This is a genomic window from Rubritalea sp. (genome assembly GCF_039830215.1).
Taxonomy (GTDB): Bacteria; Verrucomicrobiota; Verrucomicrobiia; order Verrucomicrobiales; family Akkermansiaceae; genus Rubritalea.
This window is the reverse complement of record NZ_JBDOPO010000063.1, coordinates 1-3,024: the sequence shown is the minus strand read 5'-3', so window position 1 is coordinate 3,024 and position 3,024 is coordinate 1. Positions and strand designations below refer to the sequence as shown.

Genomic DNA, 3,024 nt, shown 5'->3' with positions numbered 1-3,024 from the left:
AACACCCAAGTCGATACCCTTTTTAAGAAACTGAGTGTTTGTAACGAACAGGTCATCACCAACAAGTTGAGTCGTGTCACCGATGGCATCGGTCAATTTCTTCCAACCATCCCAGTCATTCTCATCGCATCCGTCTTCAATTGATTTGATCGGGTATTTGGCCTGAAGGTCCTTGTAGAAGGTCACCATGTCATCGCGCCTATCTTTGGGGAGGCAGAGAAATGCGAAAGCTAGGTTAGACTTGGCTTTTTGGGTGATGGCTGCTGCTTCTGACATGGGTGTGTTCTAAAAATTAGCGAATGAGCGAAATTTAGAAAAAGAATTATTTGATGAATCCCCAATGGCCTGAACCAAATGGCCAGAGCGTAAACATAGCTGGACCGACGAGGTTGAACTCTTTCACAGTACCCCACATTCTGGAGTCTGAGGAATTGTAGGAGTTGTCACCTTGGGCCCAGTACTCAGATTTACCAGTCGATGGCTTGTCGGCTAGTCTTACGTATCGGCCTGGAGCCAGTCGAGCCGTGGCTTGGTAGCCTCTGAAGTTACCATCTTCTGATTCAACACGCAACACCCCAGGAGCCTTCATTTTTTCTCCATTGATGTAGACGAGAGCTTGGTCGGCAACCTCCATGACGCCAATTTGACCATTCTGTTTTTGGTAGCTGATAGTGCGTCGGGAGCCCTCTCTGAGTTCAATCTTCTGACCAGGGGTGGCAATGAGTCGTTTGATGTAATGCGAGCCAGGATTCTCTCCTGCTTGAATTTGTTTGATTTCACGTGTGTCGAAAACAAAAACTTCACCAGCACTAGGTGTGCGGAAGTGGTAGGAGAATTTGTCCACAAGAACAAGGTCGCCAGTTTCTGTGTAGCCTTCAGCAACGATGAAGCCAGCGGGGAGGTTGACTTGAGTTATTTGAAGTAGTCGCTGATTGAGGTTGTCGCTCAAAGGCATGCCTGAAAGCTTCTCGAATGCTTGCTTGTTGATTGCTTCAGCAAATGCCGTTTGCGATCCTGCCACATTCTGAGTTTTTCCGCTGGCGAATGTGATGACAACCCTCGAGAAAAAGTGGAATTGCTGTGCTTGAGTTATGCTAACAATGCGGTCGCCTTCCGTTTCGTTGGTGACTGATAGGTAGCTGCGGCCGTGTGTGGCTTCCTGCATGAGGCGCACTGGGAGAGCTGGCCACTTATCTTTGGATTCTATGTGGCCGATGATTCCGTTGAGTGTGGGGCGCATCGAGCCGGTAGGGATGCGGAATGGCTGAAGGTAGTAAGCTCGGAGGCCAAGGGCTACGACGATGGCAACAAAGAGAACTTCGACGTTTTCAGCAACGGCACCTGGAGCTTTGTAGCGTGGAAGGGCTTGCTCACAGCTGGCTTGGAGTTGCTTGCCCGCTTCTTTAGATTCTTCCTTATTACCGGATTTCCAAGCTTTTTGTAGGTCGACGCGGCGTGATTCGATTTCATCGATGCGGTCTGGGGCTAACAGGTCGCGCTTGTAGTGGATGAACTTCTTGGCGCCTTTATAGAGGTGCTTTGCCTCATTTTTCCATTTTGGTGTGAACATAATGCAGTGCGTGAAGACTGGCAGCGTTAGAAAAGATGAAAAGCAAAAACCCTTACGACTTCGGCGCTCGGGTGGAGAAGTCACCGCCGAGAGCTAGATGGAGATCGATTCGATTTTGTAATCGGCGGTTTTTCAGAGCAATCAGCTGGGCGCGTGCGTTGTTGGCGCGCCGTTGGGATTCAAGGATTTCTAAGATTCCAGAGTTGTCGAGACCTTCTGAGTAGTCGATTTCTGCAGATTTAACAGCGAGTTGCGCTTGGCGAACCTCCACCAGAAGAAATTTTTCCTGTTGAGCAAGCGAGCGATCTGCTGCAAGAGCCTCCTCGACCTCACGAAAGGCTCGAATGGAGCGGTCGCTAAAGTCGTAGATGCTCGCGCTGTTGCGGTCTAGTGCAGCTTGAGCATTCGCCTTGAGTTCTCCACCGCGGTAGATACTCTGAGTGAGGGAGGCTGCTACGCTTGATGCGAGGAAATGTGGGTTGAAGACATTCTCAAGATTGGTATTATTAGAACGCGCTGATCCATTGAGGCTTATAGATGGGAGGATGTTTTTCTGTGCTGCATCTGCTGTTTTAGCTGATTGGTAGACCCTGCTCTGTGCGGCTGCTAGATCTGGTCGGCGGATGAGTAGATTGGCTGGTATACTGGCTGGCGGATTTTTGTTGAGTTTTGGGAGCTTATTGGTGGCTTTGAGGCTAGCTGATGGGTAGCGGCCTAGCAGTTGCTCGAGTTGTCTAGCTGCTTCATCGCGCAGTTGTTTGCGAGAGCGTAGGCTTCTCTCGGCTTGGGCTACATTATTGCGGCTGAGCTGTACAGCTATGGCGCGAGTGCCAGGCACTCCAGCCTTATAGTTGCGCTCAACGATTGCGTTATTCTTGCTGAAGCTCGCGAGAATATTTTGAGCGAGAGCATACTGATTTTCGGCAGTGATGAGGTTGCACCATGCCTTTGCTGTGTTAGCTGCGAGAGAGAGTCGCGCTCCACGGTATTCGTAGACGCTCGCTTGGTACCCGGAAAGGGAGGCGTCTCGTAAGTCTCGGAGCCTTCCCCAGAGGTCGGGCTCCCAAGAGGCGTTGAGACTGAGGTTGTAGCTTTCGGTGTAGAATCGTTCGTCTTCACCATTGCCAATTCTCGCGCGCGAGCCGCCGGCTCCAGCATTGACGGCCGGGAGTAAATTGGCCAGGTCACCTACTGTGCCTTCTTTTGCTGCGCGTAGACGGGCTGCTGCAGCATTGAGGTTCGGGTTGTTGTGGAGGGCCTCGTTGACCAATTTTGTCATTTCTGGTGAGTTAAACTCACTGAGCCAGCCAGAGGAGATTTTTTTATTCTGCCCTTTGGAGGCTTCCCTCCAGCTGCTAGGTGCGGGGGTTGCAGCCTGGGCTGTACTGCGTGGTGGCACGGGGTCTCCACATGGCACGAGACCGAGGCGGGTGAGAGCTGGTAGGAGATGACGG

General features: G+C 51.3%; 2 protein-coding genes and 1 pseudogene. All 3 read right to left on the bottom strand.

All coding sequences use genetic code 11. From position 1 onward, the window contains the following. A pseudogene (gene eno / locus ABGY95_RS01695) lies at window positions 1-195 on the bottom strand (phosphopyruvate hydratase); the annotation flags it as partial. A gap of 127 nt (window positions 196-322) precedes the next feature. Continuing rightward, window positions 323-1,570, bottom strand: coding sequence for a signal peptidase I (lepB, locus tag ABGY95_RS01690; protein WP_347439946.1), 1,248 nt, complete (start codon window positions 1,568-1,570; stop codon window positions 323-325). A gap of 52 nt (window positions 1,571-1,622) precedes the next feature. Next, window positions 1,623-3,024, bottom strand: a 1,402-nt coding sequence (locus ABGY95_RS01685) for a TolC family protein (RefSeq protein WP_347439945.1), incomplete at its 5' end; no start/stop codon positions are given.

What these genes read in the sequence shown, in the direction of transcription:
- lepB (WP_347439946.1), bottom strand. Translation starts at nt 1,570, where the DNA reads ATGTTCACACCAAAATGGAAAAATGAGGCAAAGCACCTCTATAAAGGC.